This is a genomic window from Achromobacter marplatensis, assembly GCF_002209535.1.
GTDB classification, from domain to species: domain Bacteria; phylum Pseudomonadota; class Gammaproteobacteria; order Burkholderiales; family Burkholderiaceae_B; genus Achromobacter; species Achromobacter marplatensis.
The window spans coordinates 56,302-75,183 of sequence record NZ_NJIG01000024.1 but is presented as its reverse complement, the minus strand read 5'-3'; the positions used below and the strand labels follow the sequence as shown (position 1 = coordinate 75,183).

General features: G+C 62.2%; 17 protein-coding genes and 1 pseudogene. 7 read left to right on the top strand and 11 right to left on the bottom strand.

Annotation, left to right across the window (positions count from 1 at the left end):
• Nucleotides 1–258: 258 nt before the first annotated feature.
• From CEY09_RS29520 to CEY09_RS32735, 4 genes are all read right to left on the bottom strand, one after another.
• Complete coding sequence (locus tag CEY09_RS29520; protein ID WP_088591327.1) at nucleotides 259–807, bottom strand: cysteine hydrolase family protein; 549 nt, start codon at nucleotides 805–807, stop codon at nucleotides 259–261.
• A gap of 139 nt (nucleotides 808–946) precedes the next feature.
• Nucleotides 947–1,744, bottom strand: a complete 798-nt coding sequence (locus CEY09_RS29515; protein ID WP_231689537.1) for a GlxA family transcriptional regulator — start codon at nucleotides 1,742–1,744, stop codon at nucleotides 947–949.
• Between the two features lie 748 nt (nucleotides 1,745–2,492).
• Nucleotides 2,493–3,140, bottom strand: a complete 648-nt coding sequence (locus tag CEY09_RS29510) for a TRAP transporter large permease subunit (protein ID WP_050731214.1) — start codon at nucleotides 3,138–3,140, stop codon at nucleotides 2,493–2,495.
• Between the two features lie 24 nt (nucleotides 3,141–3,164).
• On the bottom strand, nucleotides 3,165–3,296 hold the full coding sequence (locus CEY09_RS32735; RefSeq protein WP_255593405.1) for a hypothetical protein: 132 nt from the start codon (nucleotides 3,294–3,296) through the stop codon (nucleotides 3,165–3,167).
• A 201-nt stretch (nucleotides 3,297–3,497) separates the two neighbouring features.
• Here CEY09_RS32735 and CEY09_RS29505 point away from each other — a divergent pair, with 201 nt between their 5' ends.
• Nucleotides 3,498–3,995 (top strand): JAB domain-containing protein, encoded by a 498-nt coding sequence (locus CEY09_RS29505; protein ID WP_158218690.1) that lies wholly within the window; start codon nucleotides 3,498–3,500, stop codon nucleotides 3,993–3,995.
• Between the two features lie 51 nt (nucleotides 3,996–4,046).
• Here CEY09_RS29505 and CEY09_RS29500 read toward each other — a convergent pair whose 3' ends face one another.
• The 3 genes from CEY09_RS29500 to CEY09_RS29490 form a co-directional block, all read right to left on the bottom strand.
• On the bottom strand, nucleotides 4,047–5,537 hold the full coding sequence (locus CEY09_RS29500; protein ID WP_088591325.1) for a tyrosine-type recombinase/integrase: 1,491 nt from the start codon (nucleotides 5,535–5,537) through the stop codon (nucleotides 4,047–4,049).
• 304 nt (nucleotides 5,538–5,841) lie between these two features.
• Entirely contained in the window at nucleotides 5,842–6,861 is a 1,020-nt protein-coding gene (locus CEY09_RS29495; RefSeq protein WP_234818427.1) for a glycosyltransferase family 9 protein, read from the bottom strand.
• Between the two features lie 237 nt (nucleotides 6,862–7,098).
• Nucleotides 7,099–7,320 carry a hypothetical protein gene (locus CEY09_RS29490; protein ID WP_088591323.1) on the bottom strand — a complete coding sequence of 74 codons (222 nt, stop codon included), beginning with the start codon at nucleotides 7,318–7,320 and terminating at the stop codon, nucleotides 7,099–7,101.
• Between the two features lie 172 nt (nucleotides 7,321–7,492).
• On the opposite strand from CEY09_RS29490, the gene CEY09_RS29485 reads away from it, so the two are divergent.
• Both CEY09_RS29485 and CEY09_RS29480 read left to right on the top strand, forming a co-directional pair.
• Nucleotides 7,493–8,521, top strand: a complete 1,029-nt coding sequence (locus CEY09_RS29485; RefSeq protein WP_088591322.1) for a MerR family transcriptional regulator — start codon at nucleotides 7,493–7,495, stop codon at nucleotides 8,519–8,521.
• A gap of 166 nt (nucleotides 8,522–8,687) precedes the next feature.
• Nucleotides 8,688–9,686 (top strand): tripartite tricarboxylate transporter substrate binding protein, encoded by a 999-nt coding sequence (locus tag CEY09_RS29480; protein ID WP_088591321.1) that lies wholly within the window; start codon nucleotides 8,688–8,690, stop codon nucleotides 9,684–9,686.
• 57 nt (nucleotides 9,687–9,743) lie between these two features.
• Here CEY09_RS29480 and CEY09_RS29475 read toward each other — a convergent pair whose 3' ends face one another.
• A complete protein-coding gene (locus CEY09_RS29475; protein ID WP_234818426.1) occupies nucleotides 9,744–10,349 on the bottom strand; it encodes a hypothetical protein in 606 nt (201 codons plus the stop codon).
• A gap of 160 nt (nucleotides 10,350–10,509) precedes the next feature.
• On the opposite strand from CEY09_RS29475, the gene CEY09_RS29470 reads away from it, so the two are divergent.
• Nucleotides 10,510–11,337: a YggS family pyridoxal phosphate-dependent enzyme gene (locus CEY09_RS29470; protein WP_088591319.1), complete on the top strand. Its 828-nt coding sequence runs from the start codon at nucleotides 10,510–10,512 to the stop codon at nucleotides 11,335–11,337.
• Between the two features lie 62 nt (nucleotides 11,338–11,399).
• Nucleotides 11,400–12,101 (top strand): annotated as a pseudogene (locus CEY09_RS29465) (glutamine amidotransferase).
• 74 nt (nucleotides 12,102–12,175) lie between these two features.
• Here CEY09_RS29465 and CEY09_RS29460 read toward each other — a convergent pair.
• The 3 genes from CEY09_RS29460 to CEY09_RS29450 all read right to left on the bottom strand — a co-directional run bounded on the left by CEY09_RS29460 (nucleotide 12,176) and on the right by CEY09_RS29450 (nucleotide 17,160).
• Complete coding sequence (locus CEY09_RS29460; protein ID WP_088591318.1) at nucleotides 12,176–14,440, bottom strand: arginine/lysine/ornithine decarboxylase; 2,265 nt, start codon at nucleotides 14,438–14,440, stop codon at nucleotides 12,176–12,178.
• Nucleotides 14,441–14,647: 207 nt separating this feature from the next.
• Entirely contained in the window at nucleotides 14,648–15,943 is a 1,296-nt protein-coding gene (gene ptsJ, locus CEY09_RS29455; RefSeq protein ID WP_088591317.1) for a MocR-like B6 salvage transcription factor PtsJ, read from the bottom strand.
• Between the two features lie 275 nt (nucleotides 15,944–16,218).
• Nucleotides 16,219–17,160: a LysR family transcriptional regulator gene (locus CEY09_RS29450; RefSeq protein WP_088591316.1), complete on the bottom strand. Its 942-nt coding sequence runs from the start codon at nucleotides 17,158–17,160 to the stop codon at nucleotides 16,219–16,221.
• A gap of 92 nt (nucleotides 17,161–17,252) precedes the next feature.
• On the opposite strand from CEY09_RS29450, the gene CEY09_RS29445 reads away from it, so the two are divergent.
• Both CEY09_RS29445 and CEY09_RS29440 read left to right on the top strand, forming a co-directional pair.
• Complete coding sequence (locus CEY09_RS29445; RefSeq protein WP_088591315.1) at nucleotides 17,253–18,047, top strand: SDR family NAD(P)-dependent oxidoreductase; 795 nt, start codon at nucleotides 17,253–17,255, stop codon at nucleotides 18,045–18,047.
• Between the two features lie 14 nt (nucleotides 18,048–18,061).
• Nucleotides 18,062–18,880: an SDR family NAD(P)-dependent oxidoreductase gene (locus tag CEY09_RS29440; RefSeq protein ID WP_088591314.1), complete on the top strand. Its 819-nt coding sequence runs from the start codon at nucleotides 18,062–18,064 to the stop codon at nucleotides 18,878–18,880.
• Nucleotides 18,881–18,882 lie beyond the last annotated feature (2 nt).

The following is an 18,882-nucleotide window of genomic DNA, read 5'->3' as shown; positions in this document are numbered from 1 at the left end:
AGGACGTGCTCACGCGCCTGCCCACGCAGAAAAACAGCCAGATCGCTGAGCTGCTGCCGCATCGGTGGCAACCTGCTGCATAAGCAGAACCGTCAAGGGTGTGTTCAGCAGGCGCTTGCGGAAGGATTGTAGGGGGCTTACTTCAGATGAACCGCGTTTGGAGCCCTCTTTGGCGCCTAACGTAGTCAGCTAGTGTTCCCGAGGCTCGGAACCGAGCAAGATCATGCCATCATGCCATCATGGCAGACAGGGGCTAAGTCAGTTCGCCAAGTATTCGTCAGTCGACTTGACTTGGCCATAGCCGAATGCGAAGGCGGCCATCATTGCGGCATGTACCTGGGTTGCGGGAACCTTCACGCCATTGAATTCCAGATCTAGCGTGGCACAAGCATCGTGGAGTACGGTGACGGGGTAACCCAAATCGGCCGCAGCGCGAACGACCGCGTCCACGCACATGTGACTCATAGCGCCGACGACAACCACTTCTTCGACCCCTCGATTGTCGAGTTGCTGCTTGAGGTCGGTTTGGCGGAACGAGTTGATATGATTCTTCACGATGACGGGCTCCCCGTCATGCGGGGCGACGGCAGACTGAATTTCCACCCCCTCAGTGCCAGGCAAAAAAAACGGCGCTTCGTTGTTTGCGAATTCATGCCGGACGTGAAAGATGGGCTCGCCGTTCGACCGTGCGTGAGCGATCACGCGTGCTGCATTTGTTGACGCCGCTTCAATGCCGGAAAGGGGCAGCTTCCCAGTAGATAGGTATTCGTTTTGCAGGTCGACAACGATTAATCCGCGCTTTGTCATGGTCGTCTCCGAAAGGTCTAGAGTGAGTCGACATGTTCGCCCAAAGCGCATATCCGAGAGTAGTGGCAGTGCCGACAAATTCCGCGGTGATACCGACATTTATCTGTGAGACGTTCACCAATTGAAGTATGGCTTGGCCCTACGACTCTCTGGATGTACCGCCCGCCCCCCCGACGTTGCCGACACTAAATCTGCGGCGATAGGCGCTCGGGGATAGCCCGGCGATACGCGCAAAAATCTTCCTAAACGCGCCAGGGTCGCTGTATCCTACTTCCCACGCTACCCGATCAATAGGCGCTGAGTCGAATTGGAGCAGTTCTTTAGCCCGTCCGACGCGTAAATGTTGACAATACTCAGTGGTCGTCATGCCGGTGGCCTTTTGAAAGCGTCGAAGCAATGTGCGCTCTTCAAGATTGGCTTGCTCGGCGAGTACTTGAAGCCTAGTCTCCTTCCCCTGAGTTGCTTGCAGCCAATGCTGCACTTTCAATACGGCGGCATCGCCATGTGAAAGTCTTGGCGAGAACACACTGTAGTAACGCTGCTCTCGACCGGGAGGGTCGACTAGCATCATGCGCGCCGTGGCAAGCATCACGGTTGGGCCCAGCAGCCTGTCTACTAGACGCAACCCTAGATCCGTCCAAGACATCAGGCCGCCGGCGGATATGACATCGCCGTCATCAATAATGAGTCGGTTAACGTCAACGTTGACGTCTGGAAAGCGACTTTTGAGCAGGTCGGCATACGTCCAATGGGTGGTCATGGGCCGGCCGGTCATCAACCCGGTCTCCGCCAATAAAAAGGCGCCGGCGCATACCGAACCGATCACGACGCCTCTGCCATGCTGTTCGCATCGCCAAGCAGTGAGCGACGAATCCGATGCTCCTCCCGTTGGCTCGGCCAAGGAGGGCGGTAGTATCAATGCTGACAAAATCGACACCCTACTGGCTCCGTTATCGAAGACACGCACCGGCGCAACTCCTGGCGCGGGTTGCTCCCAATGGGTGACTCTTAGCGGGATGTTGGATTGGGCTCCGTAGGAGGCGGCGCAAGCGTTAGCAACACAGAACAGATCTGTCAGCCCCAACACCGACGCCTGTTGGACGGCGGGATAGAGGACCACTCCTACTTCCAATTGCTTTACTGGTTCCACGTGTCGGCGCAGCCTAAATTTTGTGCTGTTCCCGTCGTCAATTATCCACTCGGTCAGCAAACAGGCGTGAGAATGAGCGCGCAGAAGCGCCACAACCACTCACTAATTGATTGTAAAGCAGAGCCCAGAACCGATTGGGTGCGGGCCTCGCCGGAAGTGGCGACCGTCCGCTGAGAAGCATGCAAACCGATGCTGCGGGTGTCGCAAGCCACATAGACGCGATCACCACTTCGTGCCAGCCCCTAAATAGCTTTAAGCGTTCACCTAGGACACCAAAACCAGATAGTTCGGTGGGGATGGTGGAAAGGGTTGTGCGCGTGGCAGAGTTTCATATCCGCTCAAAATAGATATATAGCTGTAGAACCGCTATTTTAGGCATGATACGCCACTGTGGCGACCGGCTGCCGTCCAGTTTTACTGCGTTACCGGTGGCAAAAGGGCTGCTTCGTGAGCCCTTTCTTATCTGCGTAGGCGGACTTCGACCGGTTTCGCTCAACATCGCCCCAACTCGGGACTAGGCTTCACGGAACTGGGCTCACAGGTGGGCCATCTGGTCGGGTAGCCACATAGCCAGTTGCGGGACTGCCAGAAGTAGCACGATCATCAGCAACAGCATCGCGAGGAACGGCAGCACGCCCATCACCACGTCCATGAATTTGCCCTGGCCGCGCACGCTGTGCACCACGAACAGGTTCATGCCGAAGGGGGGCGTGAGCTGGCACATTTCGCATAGCACGATCAGCATCACGCCGAACCACACCGGGTCGTAGCCCAGTGCAATGACGATGGGCACGGTGAGCGGGGCGGTGGTGACCAGCATGGCCAGCGTGTCCATGAAGCAGCCGAGCAGGATGTAGAACAGGATGATGGCCAGCATCATGCCCAGCATCATGCCCAGCGGCGGCAGGTCCAGGCTGGTCACGGCGTTCACCAGCAGAGTGGTGAGACCGATCGAGGACAGCACAAAGTTCAGGAAGAACGCGGCCAGGGTGATCAGGATGATCATGCCGGTGGTGCGCAGTGTGGCTTCGGAGGCGCGGCCCAGCATTTCCCACGTCAACACGCGCTTGTAGGCGCACAGCAGGGTGGCGGCCACCACGCCGAGCGCGGCCGATTCGCTGGCGGTGGCGACGCCGCCGTAGATAACGCCAATCACCAGCGCGAAGATCGCCAGCGGCGGCACCAGGTGCGGCAGGGCCGCGATGCGTTAGGCCCAGCTCACTGTGGGGCGTTTGCCGGCCAGGCCCGGGCGCCACAGACACAGGCCCACGATCAGCGCGATGAAGAGCCCGGTGAGCAGGATGCCCGGCAGCGTGGCGGCCAGGTAGAGCTTGGGCACTGGCTTCTTGTGGTGGGCTCCAGATAATGACCATTGACCATTGGCCATTGACCACTGACCACAGCCAACAGCGCATGGTCACGCCAGTTTCGACACCTTCCTTTGTTGACGACCGATCGCCAATGGGTTGGTTGGCGACCCTCGCTTTTGGAGAGAGCAGTGCAACTAAGTTTCAGTAGTGCGTGGGCAGGAGAAAGGCGGGTGCAGGAAGATGTCCAAGACGCACCAGTGGTACGCGAGGCGGGCGGCCGTTATCGAGTCGCAAGCCCGGAAGAGCTGTTACGTGCGGCCGCGCAGCAATTGGAGGGGGCGCTGGGTAGCCGCTTGCCAGTGGCCAAGCCATCCGCCGCCATCGACTATATCGTGACGCGGCTGGCGCTGTCGGACGTCGAGGTGTTCGGCGTAATGTTCCTCGATGCGCAATTGAGAATGATCGCCTTCGAGGAAATGTTCAGAGGCACGCTGTCGGAGACCAGCGTGTATCCACGTGAGGTCGTGAAGGCGGCAATTCGGCACAACGCGCACTCCATCTTGATTGCCCACAACCATCCCTCTGGCTCGTCGCAGCCAAGCAAGGGGGACGTTCAGGTTACGCGGCGCTTGAAGGAAGCGGTTGCTCTGGTGAATGTCTCGCTGGTCGACCACGTGATCGTGGCGGCGGGTAGCGGCCACTCTATGGCCAAGATGGGCTGGATCTAGACTTGCGCGCATGCGTCCAACAACCGAAGACCGAACGGTCTTCGGTTTTTTTTACGCTGCGAGTAGCTGCTTGGCGGTTAGCCGCTTTTGACGCTCGGCCGGCGCCACGGCTCCCGACAGCAGTCTTTCCAAATATTCGCCGAGCTTCGCCCATGCTGCATGTTTCTCGTCGGCGTAGTCGTAGAGCTGGTAGTGCCGCCTGACTCGGTTCTTGCCCGTGTGAATGACGTGATTTTGGCAGCGGTCGATGATGTTTGGATCGATTCCTAGCGACTCCATGATCGTCGACCCCGTTCGCCGTAAATCATGAGGTGTCCAATTGCCGTTTTGGCCTTTGCCGAGCACCAGGGAGTTGTCCGAAGCGCGACGTGCTTTGGGCTTTCCGTTGAACATGGCTTGCCGATCTTTGATTTGCTTAGTAAAGGCCTGCTTATACATCGGTTGGTCTACCCCCGCGTCATCATTGTCGCGCGAAGGTAGGAGCCAGCGGGATGATCCTGCCAGGTTGACAAGGGTCTCGAAATGCTTGACTGCGAAGGGTGACAGAAAGACCAGATGGTCGCGCTTCTGTGATTTTCTGCCCTTGACGTTCGCCTTGGGAATGAACCAGGTACCTTCTCGGAGATCGAGATGCGTAATTTCGGTTAGGTGCAGTTCCCCTATCCGGCATAGCGTGCTCAAACAGATCCAGGAAACTGCCTGCAACGCCTTGGATGGAGGCTTCCTCTTTCGCTTGTCATCCGAAGCGAGATACTGCTCCTCCAACTCGCGGTATCGAGTCTGGAGCTCGACAATCTCAATAGGCGGGAGAACGCGTTCGCGCGGGTTATCCGGGTCGTAATCGTCCGCCAGGAGCACCCCGAGCTCAACCAGCTCAACCGGATTTCCTTCCGAAAGCAGCTTTCGCCATGGTTGGCGCTTTTCTGCCCAATGGAACATCTGGCCCAGTATTTGGTAGGTCACCTCGGCAAGCCGATTGCAACCGCGGCCGACAATCGAGCGGATCACTCGCTCAATATCCTTCTCGCGAATTGATCGCACGGGAGTATCACCGATCAAGGGAAGCACGTCTTTTTCAACGATGCGCTTCACTTCGGTGTTGCCATCTGCTCGCTTCACTCCCGATTCCAGCCAGCTTTTATATATCTCTTGGAACGAAAGGGCGTCGGTCGCGGCCTCTTCTTCAGCGGCGGTTACAGCGGCAGATTCAGCTGCCATAGCTTCCCGCACCTGGGCGTTTTCCAAGTCGCGGACGTCTGACGGATTGCGGCCCGCCTTAATGTCCGCCCGCGCTTTGTTCCTGGCGGAGCGGATCTCGTCGAGTGTGCGCTCCGGCCATGAGCCGCAGTAGAATCGCTTTACCTTGTCGCCCATGCGATAGGCGTATCGCCACACCACGGCCATCGTGCCGCGCTGAATGCGGATCTCCCCAGTTAGGCCGTCTCCATCGGCCAGGTGATCACCGACCCATTCCGCCGGTACCGCTTCCAGCTCTTTGACGGTCCACCGCGCACCTTTTCCGCGTTTTGGGTATCTCGTCATATTTCCTCGAATCTCTCCGTTCTTCTGCCTCAAGCGCCATATGGGACAACATATGGGACAACATTTTTGCGGCTGTCAGCGTACATTAGCGAACGTCGACGAACAAGGAAATTTGGATAAAGCCTTATGAATCAGTTGGTTGTTCGTTCGCTGACGTTCGCTGATGTTCGCGCGTTTCTAATTTGGGAGCAGAGGGTCGTGAGTTCGAATCCCACCGCCCCGACCAATACATGAAAGGCCGTCAGTGATAGCAATCACTGACGGCCTTTTGTCGTTCGGGAAGCCAGGCGGCGGCGTAAGGCGCTTAGCGGATCGCCTCGGGCAGCCGAGACCAGATCGCCTCAGCCACGACCGACGGCGAGATGCCGTCCATGCCTGGGCCACCAGACGGTTCAAGGGGGTGCAAACAGGGGGCGTAACGCATGACGGGACTGCATCCGAACAGTCCAATCGTCGGGACGTTGTGGGCTACCGCGATATGCATGCCCATGCTGTCATTGGTGGCAAAGGCCAGGGTGCGCGCAATGAGCGCCTGGCTTACGCAAATGTCCGTGGCGTCTTGCGTGATGTCGAGCACGCGGATCGATGGCGGCAGGGCCGCGCGGATCTCATGCGCGATGTGCCGTACATCGCTGGCGCCACACAGCAGAAACGCCAGTTCAGGGTCGCGCTCGTGCAGGATTCGGGCGACCTGCGCGAAGGCCTGCGCCGCATAGCGCCGCTTTTCCGCAGAGGCGTTCAAACCAAAGCCGACCATCCGCGGTAGCCCTTGCGTGAGGCGCGCGGCGGCAGTGATGGCGTCCGGGGCGATTTCGAGCGAGGGATAGCATGCCTCGTAGGGGCAGCCCACCTTGCGCAACATCGCCGGCAGCCAGGTGTGGGTATCGGGATGCGGCGTGCCCTTGCGGCGCACCCAAACCTGTTCCGTAAGCCAACGCGAAAAATGCGGATGATGCCAGCGCAGAAAGCCGACGCGCCGCGGGATGCCCGCCAGACGGGCGGCGGCCGCCACATGCGAGCGGAACGTAAACAGGAAAAGCGCGTCGTAGGATCCGGCCGCCAATACGCTGCTTATTTGCGCGATGCGCGTTCGGCCCTGCAATTTACTGACTTCTTTCAGCGGGACGACTTCTTTTACGTAGGGCTGGGCCCGGAACAGCGCCAGTGATGACTCCTGCTGCGTCATCAGCAGCGTGACGGGAGCTCCTGCGTAGTCGGCCAGGGCACGCACGAAAACCATATTGAGGATGCCATCGCCAATTCCCCCGGAAATGTAAATGGCAAGATTGCTTGGCGCACATCCATCCACCGTCGATCCGTCCATATCGCTTGCCTGTGTAAGAGGATGACACCACTACGCCCGCTTGAACCGTACACCCTTAGGCGCCTGTTGGGCGGCAAATGCGGTTGCTGGGCAACGGCGTGCTCCGTGTCGGATTTATGCATGGAATATTGATCCAACGGGCGTGGATTGTCGCTGATTTTCTATGCGCCGAGCCCGGCCTGGCGCGTATTCCGCAGATAAGGGAACAACGGGTTTTCCCGGGATGCGGTTTCGAAGCTATTCGCTTATGTGGTTGAACTGGACCGATTCCGGCGCGATGCCGCCCTGGCGAAGCCGACCGTCAAGATCTTCCTGCACGCCGTCCCCGCTCTTCATTGAGGGCAGTTCCAGCCAATTCGCCAGCTCCCGCTTTGCCTGCGTCGTTTCCGAGATACTGCCGTTGACGAGCGCCACACTTTCTCCGCCGTCAAGTTTTCGATAGGTGATTTGCGTTTTCATCTTCTCTCCTAAGGCGCCGGGCGCGTGGTTATGCTTACGTCCGCCACGAGTATTGGGGACGTTGCACGGTTTCCATGCTCAGCAAGTATTGTTCCGCGCCCGCGGGGCAACGCTTGACCCTAACGTAACGTCATGTCCGACAGTTCGTTTTGCGCCATCAACGGAGGAATTCATGCGGCTGAAAGTAGGAGAACTGGCTCGGCGTAGCGGATTGACCGTCCGCACGCTGCACCACTATCACGCGATCGGTTTGCTGACGCCTTCGGCGCGCGCCGACAACGGCTACCGGCTATACGGCCGCGACGATATCGCCCGACTGCACCAGATTCAGGCAATGCGTCGTTTCGGCTTGCCCTTGGCGGAAATCGGCGCCTACCTGGACCAGCCAGCCACGCCCTTGGACGCGATCATTTCGAAACAGATCGCGATGCTCGACCGCCAGATTCAGCAGGCCGCGAGGCTGCGCGAACGCCTGGCGCAACTGCAACGCCAGTTGGCGGACGGCACGGAGCCCGAGCTGGTCGATTGGCTATCGACTTTGGAGATGATGAGCATGTACGACAAGTATTTTTCGCCGGATGAGCTGGCCCGTCTGCCGATGTACACCCGCAGCCCCGAGGGGGACGCGGATTGGATTGCGCTGATCGGGCAAGTGCGGCAGCAGATGGAGCAGGGCGCTGCGCCCGAGGATGCCGGGCCACGGGAACTGGCAGAGCGTTGGATGACGCTGCTGCTGCGAGACACCAACGGCGATCCCCGCTTGCTGGTGAAGCTGAACCAGATGCACGAGAAGGAACCCGCGATGCAGGCGCACATCGGCATTTCACCTGCGATGCGCGACTATGTACTGCGCGCCTTCTCGGAAGGCAAGCTGCGCTGCTACGAAAAATATCTAACGGCTGACGAAGCGCGATTCATGCGGGCGCATTACTACGACCGTATCGGCGAATGGCCGACGCTGATCGCGCAGGTTCGGGACGCCATCGATGCCAGCCAGGCGCCGGACTCCGCCGTCGGGCTTGAGCTTGCGCGGCAATGGATGGCGCTCTTTTGCACCTACGCCGGCAACGATCCCGCCACACACGCAAAGTTCCGGCAGGCGCTGATGACCGACCCGGAACTGACGGCGGGCACCTGGGCCGATGACGCGACGCTGGCGTTCGTGCGACGGGCGATGGGCGCGTTGGCGGCGGCGCGTTGACCTCGGTCTGCGCTGGATAAGGCATACTGCGCGACGCCAGGCGCAACCCTTGCGCGCGAGACGCTTTCGGCGTGTCGCGCGCCGCGTCCGATGGCGTTGCGCTGCCCGCGCAGAGATAAAAAAGTCGCGCCGTTCGATGCGCGACGTCGTCAACGAGGAGAGAGGGATGACGAAGCAGTCCAGGATTCATGCTGTGTGCCGCCAGGTCGGCAGGGCGTTGTTGCCGGCCGCTCTGGCGGCGGGCTTGATTGCCGCGCCTGCCGCCCATGCCGACGAGTATCCGTCGCAGCCGATCAAGCTGATCGTGCCGTTCGCGGCGGGCGGCGGCAACGACGGGATTGCGCGTCTGTTGGGGCAGTTGCTGTCAGACGGTCTGAAGCAGCCCGTGGTGGTCGAGAACCGTCCCGGGGCGGGCGGCAAGCTGGGCGTGGAGCAGGGCCTGCGGGCCGCCCCGGATGGCTACACCTTGACCTTGATTTCCAATAGCTATTCGGTCAACCCCAGCCTGTACAAGTTGCCGTTCGATCCGGTGGACGACATGACGCCGATCGGCATGATTGCACGCGCGCCGTTCTTCGTGTCCGTCAATCCCAAGGTGCCGGTGGAGACCCTGGGTGAACTCGTCGCCCTGGCCAAGAAGAAACCCGGTGTGCTGACGTATGCATCGTCGGGTACGGGCGGTATTTCGCACCTGGCGACCGAGGCCTTCCTGAAGACGGCGGGGATTTCCATGATCCACGTCCCGTACAAGGGCTCGGCGCCGGCATTGACCGATACGGTATCCGGCCAGGTCGATGCGATGCTGACGACAGCGGGCTCGACCTTGCCTTATCGCGCGGACAACCGCCTGAAAGTGCTGGCGGTGACGTTGCCCCAGCGCGTCTCGTCGGCGCCGGACATTCCGACGGTACGCGAGGCAGGTGTGCCGTACGACGTGACGGTGTGGTACGGCATTATTGCGCCCAAGGGCGTGCCGCCCGCCATCCAGGCCAAGCTCAATGCGGCAATCAATGCTGCCGTCGTGCTGCCCGAGATGGCGGATCGATTGAAGGCGACGGGCGAAGCGGCCGCGCCCGGCAGCCCCGAGGACTTCCGCGAGCAGATCGTGAAAGAGATCTCGCTTTGGGGCGATGTGGTGCGTGAGGCGGGCGTTACCGTCAACTGAGGCGTGAACCGGGCGCGGTCTTGAAGGCCGCCGCCTTGGTCCGCAAACGCCGATTCCCTACTGGGCGGTCTCAAAAACGTAAGTCTGGCCGGAACCCTGGGACGGGTTGTACAGGGGGCACCATCCGTTCACCGGGGCAACGGTGCAATACCGGTTCTGCCCGTAGACCTGGGCGACTTTCCAGGTTTGGGTGTTGTCGGCGCGTTCCAGCAGATACTGCATCCGCACCCCCCGTTCTTTCTTGTCCCGTTCGTCGATGTTCATCGTATAGCCCGGGGTCGGCGGCGTGGTGTTTCGGACGTGGGCCACGACCAGCGCACGGGTGTCGGATTGGACGTCGACGTTCACCACCTCGCGCTCGTAGCTTTGCGTGTCGCATTTTTCTTCGCCTGCCCGATTGGCCGAGAGCGCTTGCGTCGACAGCTCGCCCAGCGTCGAGCGGAACGGGCGGTACAACTCGGCCAATTCCTTGCAGACGGAGGCCGCGTATCGTTCTTCCTCGTCGCGCACGTGCCACCAGGACTTCACGGCGGCGTCGGGGGTGTTGGCCGCGATCTTCAATTGCGGCGTGGCTGCCTGCAGGCGGTTCCAAGGCGATTCTTCTTTGGAGCAGCCGGCCAACAACACAATCGCCAGCGCCACCAGCAATGCAGGTTTTGTCACAACTACGGGTCCGGTAATGTAGGGTGGCGTCATGATACCGCTTTCGAAATAAGCCCTCGGCACTGCCCACGCTTTACGGAGCTGCCGGGGCAGTTTTCGAGCAAGGGGGATCGTGTTAATCTTTGTCCTATGACAATGTTGTGTCGCCGAGGCTCAAACCGTGAACGCTGAAAAGACCGCCGATATCTCCCAGACGCAGCCGCTGCACGACCTGCACAACCGCTGGCCCGAAGCGGAATCGGTCGAGGATTTCCGCCATAACCTGGCGGCAGTGCATGCGCGCATCGCGGCGGCGTGCGGTCGGGTAGGGCGTGATCCCGCCAGCGTGCGCCTGTTGCCCGTCAGCAAGACCAAGCCCGAGGCCAGCATCCGGTTGGCCCATGCTGCCGGCTGCCGATTGCTGGGTGAGAACAAGCCGCAGGAGGCATTCCGCAAGTGGGAGGCCACGCAGGACCTGCATGATCTGCAATGGTCCGTAATCGGCCACTTGCAGACCAACAAGGCCAAGCTGGTCGCGCGCTTTGCCACCGAATTCCAGGCGCTCGACAGCCTGCGTGTGGCCGAGGCACTGGAGCGGCGCTTGCAGGCCGAAGGCCGCGCGCTGGACGTGTTCGTGCAGGTGAACACGTCGGGCGAGGCCAGCAAGTACGGCCTGCATCCCGACGACGTGCCGGCCTTCCTGCGTGCGCTGCCCGGGTTCCCGGCATTGCGCGTGCGCGGACTGATGACGCTGGCGTTGTTCTCGGCCGAGGCCGAACGGGTGCGCCAGTGTTTTGTCCTGTTGCGCAATCTGCGCGATCAGCTGCGGCAGGACGCGCCTGCGGACATATCGCTGGACGAGCTGTCGATGGGCATGTCCGGCGATTTCGAGATCGCCATTGAAGAGGGCGCGACCGTCGTGCGGGTGGGCCAGGCGATCTTTGGCGCACGGGCCCTGCCCGACAGCCACTATTGGCCGACTGCGCAAGACGATGGCGCCGATTCGTGAGCGCTGCCGGCTGCCCTTGATACGCCTGGCGCGCAACCCTCCTTTGTTTGAAAGGTCCCGACATGACCCGAAGCGCCGTTGCGATCCGTCATCTTCATTTTGAAGACCTGGGCACGCTGGAGCCGCTGCTGCGCGAGCGCGGCTAGGCCGTGCGCTACGTGGATGCGACTACGCAGGAATTGCGGACGCTTGAGGCGCTGGCGCCCGACCTGCTGATCGTCCTGGGCGGGCCGATCGGCGCGTTCGACGACGCGACCTATCCGTTCGTCAAAGACGAACTGGCCTTGGTGCAGCGCCGTCTGGCCGCGGGCGCGCCGATCCTGGGCATCTGCCTGGGCGCGCAGTTGATGGCGCGCGCGCTGGGCGCCCGGGTCTATCCGCTGGGCGTCAAGGAAATCGGTTTCGGACCGCTGCAGTTAAGCGAGGAGGGCCGCGAATCCCCGCTGGCGCTATTGGGCGACACGCCGGTGCTGCATTGGCATGGCGACCAGTTCGACATTCCCGCGGGGGCCTCGCGGCTGGCCGGGACGTCGATCGGGCAAAACCAGGCGTTCTCGCTGGGCAACGCCGTGCTGGGTCTGCAATTCCATCTGGAGGCGGATACCCGCTCGATGGAACGCTGGCTGGTCGGCCATGCCTGCGAACTGGGGCAGGCAGGCATCGACCCGCGCACGCTGCGGGCCCAGGCGGAGGAGGTGCAAGCGCGTCTGGCCGGTGCGTCGCGCGCGGTGTTCCAGGCGTGGCTGGATCGGATAGAAGGCTAGGCCGGCAGATAGTCGCGGCCGCGGCGGCGGGCTTGGGCGCCGCCGCAAGCCGGCGATAATCGCGTGACGCGCACTCAGGCCACGCAGTCCACGTAATAGCGCAAGTTCCCGTCGTCGTCCCGCAGTTCCACGAATCCGTGGATGTCGGTGCCGAAGCCCGGGCAGGACCGGTTGAGCTCGCGCGAGAACTTCAGGTAATCGACGATGCTTCGGTTGAAGACTTCGCCCGGGATCAGCAACGGAATGCCGGGCGGGTAAGGGGTGATCAGGCTGGTGGTGATGCGGCCTTCCAGGTGGTCGATTTCGACGCGCTCGGTCTTGCGATTGGCGATGTGCGCATAGGCGTCGCTGGGCTTCATGGCGGGCACTGCTTCCTTCGTGTACATCTCGGTCGTCAAGCGCGCGATGTCGCTCTTGGCGTAGATCCGGTGCACGTGCTGGCACAGGTCGCGCAGGCCCATTTCCTCGTAGCGCGGATACTTCCGGCAGAACTCCGGCAGGATGCGCCACATCGGCACGTTGCGGGCGTAGTCGTCCTTGAACTGCTGCAACGCCGTTACCAGCGAACTCCAGCGGCCCTTCGTGATGCCGATGGTGAACATGATGAAGAAGCTGTAGAGGCCGGTCTTCTCGATGATTACGCCGTGTTCGGCCAGAAACTTGGTCACGATGGACGCCGGGATTCCGTCGGCGGCAAAACGGCCGTCCATGTCCACCCCGGGGGTGACGATCGTGGACTTGATGGGGTCGAGCATGTTGAAGCCGCTGGCAAGCGGGCCGAAGCCGTGCCACGCGTCATCGTCGCCCGCGTCCGAAATAATCCACTGCGCCGCGCTGCCGATGCCTTCCGCTTCAAGTTCGTCCGGTCCCCACACCGTGAACCACCAGTCGTCCGCCGTGAATTGTTCGCCGACCTGCCGCATCGCGCGCCGGAAATCCAGCGCCTCGATGATGCTCTCTTCGACCAGGGTTTGGCCGCCGGGCTGCTCCATCATCGCTGCCGCCACGTCGCAACTGGCGATGATGGCGTACTGCGGCGACGTGGAGGTGTGCATCAGGTAGGCCTCGTTGAACAAGTGGCGGTCAAGCCTGCGCGTGGCCGAGTCCTGCACCAGGATGTGGCTGGCCTGGCTGATGCCCGCCAGCAGCTTGTGCGTGGATTGCGTGGAGTACACGATGGAGTCGCGCGGCCGCGCGCGCTTCTTGCCCATGGCGTGATACGTGCCGTAGAACGGATGGAAGGCGGCGTGCGGGATCCATGCTTCATCGAAGTGCAGGGCTTCCACGTAGCCGTCGAGCGCGGACTTGATGATCTCGGTGTCGTAGAGGATGCCGTCGTAGGTGGATTGAGTCAGCACCATCACGCGCGGCTGGACCTGGTCGGCATCCACCCCCGCCAATAGCGGATGGGCGCGGATCTTCGCCTTGATGGACTCGCGCGAGAACTCATCCCTGGGGATCGGCCCGATGATGCCCAGGTGGTTGCGCGTGGGCCGCAGGAAGACGGGAATGGCCCCGGTAAGCACGATGCCGTGCAGGATGGACTTGTGGCAGTTGCGGTCCACCACCACCACGTCGCCTGGCGCCACCAGATGCTGCCAGACGATCTTGTTGCTGGTGCTGGTACCGTTGGTCACAAAGAAGCAGTGGTCGGCGTTGAAGATGCGCGCGGCATTGCGTTCGCTGGCGCCGATGGCGCCGTTGTGGTCCAGCAATTGGCCAAGTTCCTCCACCGCGTTGCAGACGTCGGCGCGCAGCATGTTCTCACCGAAGAACTGGTGGAAGACCTGGCCGACAGGGCTTTTCAGGAAGGCGACGCCGCCCGAGTGGCCGGGGCAGTGCCAGGAATACGAACCGTCTTCCGCGTAGTCGAGCAGCGCTTTCAGGAAGGGCGGCTTGATGCCGTCCAGATAATTCCTGGCTTCACGGATGAGGTGGCGTGCGACGAATTCGGGCGTGTCCTCGAACATGTGGATGACGCCGTGCAACTCGCGCAGGATGTCGTTCGGCATGTGGCGAACCGATTTGGTCTCGCCATAGATATAGATCGGCACATCTACGTTGCGGCGGCGTACCTCGCTGATGAACAGGCGGATGTTCTGCAGCGCCGGGGCGTCTTCGGCGTCAGGCGTGAATTCTTCGTCGTCGATCGACAGGATGAAGGAACTGGCCCGGCTCTGCTGTTGCGCGAACTGGCTGAGGTCATGGTAGCTGGTGGCGCCCACTACCTCGAAGCCCTCGGTCTTGATCGCTTCGGCAAGCGCCCGGATGCCCAGTCCGGAGGTGTTCTCTGAACGGAAGTCCTCGTCGATGATGACGATGGGGAAGATGAAGCGCATGGTCGGTCCTGTATCGAGGCGACGCCAACGGCGTGGCGGTCAGCGGCTCGGGACGGCGAAGACGGGCAATCCCAAAGCCTTGTGGGGGACAAAGGCGGGATGGGACGGGGGCGCCGGCTCAAGTTCCTATCATGTCCTGGATTATTATTATATATGTCCTAGGACAAAGTTCGGGCGCAGGCAGTGCTCACGTCTTGCCAACGGCGGTTAACCCAGGCTGTGCTTGAGGTCTTGGGCAAGCCGGGCGCATTGCGCCGGCTCGATGTTCGAGATCGTGATACGCAGGCCTTTGACCGCATCCTGGACGGAAAAGGCGTCTCCGTGGCGGACCAGCCAGCCTTGACGGGCCAGCGCCAGGGCAATGGCCTGGTCGTCGGTCTGCAGCGGCACCCAAAGGTTGAGGCCGTCGCCTTGCGCCAGGAAATCGACGTCCTGGGCGCGCAGGGCGTCTTCCAGTGCCTTCCGGCGGCGAACGTAGTCGGCGCGGGCCTGCGTAAGCAGCGCGACCGTTTCGGGCTGTGTGAGCTGGACTTCGACAATGTCCTGCAGCAGGTGGCTGACCCAATTCGTACCGGTGGCCAGGCGCAGGCGCAGTTGCCGGGACGTGGCGGAATCGCTTGCTACCGCAGCGAGCCGGACATCAGGGCCCAGCGCCTTGCTGAAGGAACGGATCAACGCCCAGCGGTAGGCATTGTCGGGAATCGGCGAATGGTAGGGCGCGTTGGACAGCAGGGCGAAGTGGTCGTCGACGATCACCATGACGTCCGGATGCCTGGCCAGCAGGCGCGATAGTGCGCGTGCCCGTTTGTCGCTCAGGTTGCAGCCGGTGGGATTGTGCGCCCGCGGCGTGATAATGACGGCCTGCGCGCCTTTGGCCAGAGCCGCCTCCAGCCCGTCGGCCTGCATGCCTTGCGCATCGACGGGAACGCCGACGGTTTGAAGCCCGATGGTCCGCAGTGTGTTGATGCTGCTGAGGAAACAGGGGTTTTCAACGGCCACCTTGTCGCCGGCGACCAGATACGCGCCCAGCAGCCGCTCGATGGCGTCCACCGCGCCGTGGGTCAGGTCGATCTCGAAGCGGGCAGGGGCATCGGGCTGGAACCATGTGCGCAGGTGGTCTTCCAGCCCTGCATTGATGATGGGCTCGCCATACAGCCGGGTTTTGTAGGGACGCAGGCGCAGCGCGGCGTTGGCGTCCGGCAGCCAGGCCGGGTTCGGGTTGCCGCTGGCGAAATCGGTCAGCGGGGAATTGGCCAGGGTGCCTTCCTGTTCGCCGGCCTGGAATGGGTCGCGGATGATCGTGCCCAGGCGTCCTTGCGTCACGGCAATGCCCGCGGTGACAAGCCGCCGGTAGGCGGCGGCGACCGTATTGCGGTTCACGCCCAGGTCCACCGCCAGATCCCGCACGGGCGGCAGGGATGCGCCCGCGGATAACTGCCGGGACAGCGCCAGGGTGCGCACGCAGTCGTAGATCTCCGCTGCGGTCTTGCCGTGAATTTTCATATCGTCCTGGGACAGTTCTTGGAATCAGGCAGGCCAGAAACCATTTCGTCCTGTCTGGCGCGCCTGGGCTGATTTTGCCATAGCGCGTTTGGACGCCGGTGTTGTGCCCTAAGCGGGCAGGCTGAAGAGGAACGCGCGTAGCGCCGCACTGATTCGTGGGGAGAGTCCCCCTGCACATAATGGATGCCGCGAACGGTCACTTCGTGCTGGGTGGGGCCAGGTGCGGCAGTATTCCAGTGCCCGGCCGGTAAGGTGGGCGCCTGGCTCGGCGCTGATCAGCAGTTTGGACCTGTTGGCGCAAGACGCTTGGCTGGCTTACCCTGGCATTGCTTCGCCTCTCCCAGCCGGCGCAGCTCGTCCAGGGTCTGGCGCACCAGCAGAGACGGCCGGCATTCCCGGCGGATGAACATGCCCACTGATCGCGACAAGGCGCCGTGCAGCCGGGTCTTGGCTACGCCGCGGTGGGCAGTATGGTCGAACGACGATTCCGGCAACAGGGCGATGCCGCAGTTGGCTTGCACGAAGCGCGCGATGGTGTTGAGGTCTCGCAGTGCATAGGTCGGGTGGAAGGGCTGTGATTCGCGCCGGAAGGCGCGTTCGGTCAGTACGTGCACGCTGGTTCCCGGCGGCATGCTGATCAGCGGCAGCTTGGCAAGCTCGGCCGGTATCCAATGCTTGATGGCTGGCTTGGCCTGACGGCTGTGGAACAGCACGAAGGGCTCGGTAAACAGCTCCTGGTAGAGCAGGTCGGGCGATCCCTCGTCGCCCATCGCGGTGACGGCAATATCGACGCGGCGATCGCGCAGTAATTGCAGGGCCTCGCTGGCGATGGGGTCGTGCACGTCGATGCGGGCGTTCGGGTTCGCCTGCGCCAGGTTCTTGAGCAACTGGGGCAGCAGCGACGCCGCCAGCGTCGGCAGGGCGGCCACCGCGACGCGGTTGTTGCGGTCGCGCAAGCGCTGGGCAAGCTCCAGCATCCCATGCTCGTAGTGGGCGGTGATGCCACGGGCGATCTCCAGGATATCCTGCCCTTCGCGGGACAGGCGCACCATGCGCGTGCTGCGCTCGAAGAGTTTCGTCCCCATGTCTTCTTCGATTTCCTTGAGCAGCTTGCTGAGCGTCGGCTGAGTGACGTGCAGCATTTCAGCGGTCTTGTGAAAGCTCAAGGTCTGGGCCAGCAGCACGAAGGCCCTCAGTTGTCTCGTCGTCAGATTCATTCTTTTTGTCTATCAATAACGTTCGGATTGGAACTTAACGCGCCTGCCGCGTGGCCTTAGTCTGTGCATCAGGCATCGTCTAGGGAGTTCGAATGTTTCGCCTCGATGGAAAGGTAGCGTTGGTGACCGGGTGTGGCACGCTCGGCGACGGGTGGGGAAACGGCAAGGCCACCGCGGCGGTCCTGGCCAGGCTGGGAGCGTCGGTGTACGGGTGCGACCTCGATATCGAGGCGGCCCGGCAATCCGCCGAGGTGATCGCCGCTGAAGGCGGCGACATCCAGGTGCGGCAAGCCGATGTCCGGGACGCGCGGCAGGTGGCCGAACTGGTCCAGGCCTGCCTCGCCGCCCATGGCCGCATCGATATCCTGGTGAACAACGTCGGCCGCTCGGAACCGGGTGACCCCGTCACGATGTCCGAGGAGTCCTGGAATGATCAAATCCAGGTCAATCTGACCTCCGCGTTCTTGTGCTGCAAGCACGTCATACCCCTCATGAAGGCGGCCGGCGGCGGGTCGATCATCAACATCTCATCGATTGCCGGGCTGAGATATGCGGGCAAACCCCAGGTGGGCTATGCGGCGGCCAAGGCGGCCCTGATGCAGATGACCGCGACGACGGCGGTCATCTACGCCAAGGACGGCGTGCGCATGAATTCGGTCGTGCCGGGGCTGATGTTCACGCCGTTGGTCGAGCGCCTGGCGCAGAAGTATGCGGGCGGTAATTACGAGGGATTCGTGGCGCACCGACACGGGCAGGTCCCGACCGGGCGCATGGGCGACAGTTGGGATGTCGCCCATGCGGTGGCATTCCTGGCTTGCGACGAAAGCCGCTACATCACCGGCCAGCAGTTGGTGGTGGATGGCGGTATTACCCTCAGCACGCCCTAGGCGAGGACGGCATCATGCTCAGCACAAGCAAACCGCCGGGCCGCGTGGCCGGCAAGGTCGCCCTGGTTTTCGGGGCCGGTTGCGTGGGACCTGGCTGGGGCAACGGACGCGCCATCGCCGTCCGTCTGGCTCAGGAGGGCGCTCTGGTGATGGCGGTGGACAGGCAACCGGACTCCCTGCCCGAAACGTTGGAGCACGCGGGCGAATTCCGCGGGAACATCGAAACCCACATCTGCGACGTGGGCGATTCCGGCCAGGTCGGCCGCCTGGTCGACGCGGTGCACCAACGGCACGGCCGCATCGATGTCCTGGTCAACAACGTCGGCGGGCCCATTCCGGGCGGTGCCACCGCGCTGTCCGAAGCGGATTGGCAGCGGCAGCTCGACTTGAACCTGACCTCGGTGTTCACGACATGCCGGCATGTGCTGGCCCTCATGGCGCGGCAAGGCAGCGGCGCGGTCGTCAATGTTTCCTCTACGTCGGCCATCCGTTGGACGGGCGCGCCCCAGGTCGGATATGCCGCCGCAAAGGCCGGGGTGATGCAGTTCGGCCGGGTGGCGGCGGTGGAATACGCCAGGCACGGCGTGCGGATCAACACGGTGTTGCCAGGGCAGTTGCACACGCCGCTGGTGGATGCGTTCCTGGCGACCCAACAGGCAGCGGGAGATGTCCAGGCGCTGCTGGAAAAGCGCCAGAAGCGCATCCCTCTGCCATTCATGGGCGATGGGCGGGACACGGCGAACGCCGTGCTTTTCCTGGTCTCGGACGAGGCCAGATTCATCACCGGCACCGAGCTCATCGTCGATGGCGGCATGAGCGCGCGGTGCGATTGACA